This window comes from Treponema sp. UBA785 (genome assembly GCF_002297065.1).
Lineage (GTDB): Bacteria > Spirochaetota > Spirochaetia > Treponematales > Treponemataceae > Treponema_D.
On record NZ_DBJD01000015.1, the window covers coordinates 1894 to 2651 of the forward strand.

Genomic DNA, 758 nt, shown 5'->3' on the forward strand with positions numbered 1-758 from the left:
CTTTTCGGTCTTGGAACTGAAACCGGCGGTTCTGTCCGCTTGCCTGCTTCTTACTGCGGAGTTTACGGCTTAAAGCCGACTTACGGAGTTTTGAGCCGCTGGGGCGTTGTCGCTTACGGCTCTTCCCTCGATCAGGTTGGAATTATCGGGCATTCTCCAAAAGACATTGCGCTTCCGCTTTCTTTGATGTCCGGCGTTGATTTTTACGATGACACTTCCGCGGACTTGCCTTCTTCTGGCGAGCTGAAAAATCTCAAGGCGATTGATGTCTCTAAATTGAAGATTGCCGTTCCTAAGCAGTTTGAGGAATCAAAAGGAATGGACGCTGACGTTGCGAAAGTTTTTGCAGAAGTGAAATCTTGGTTTTCTTCAAAAGGCGCGAAAATCGAGACTGTTGACCTTCCGATTCTTGACGCTTCAATCGCGTCTTATTACGTGATTGCGCTTTCCGAGGCTGCTTCAAACCTCAGCCGTTTTGACGGAATCCGTTACGGAAACCGCGTTGACAATGAGAAAGGCTACGACCAGCTTTACATCGATACCCGCTCAAACGGATTCGGGCCTGAGGTAAAGCGAAGAATCATAATCGGAAACTACGTGCTTTCAGAGCAGTTTTCAGGCGACACTTACAAAAAAGGAATGAGCGTGCGCGCGAGAATTCAGCGTGAAGTTGCTTCTCTGTTTGAGAAATACGACTTGATTCTCTGCCCGACTTGCCCGACAGCCTCGTTCAAGCTCGGCTCAAAAGTTGACGACCC

At 48.8% G+C, this 758-nt stretch carries 1 protein-coding gene; it reads left to right on the plus strand.

Annotated features, from left to right (window positions below; translation table 11 throughout):
* The coding region (locus B2X33_RS01185) for an amidase family protein (protein ID WP_296666944.1) at positions 1-758 on the plus strand (758 nt) is incomplete at both ends.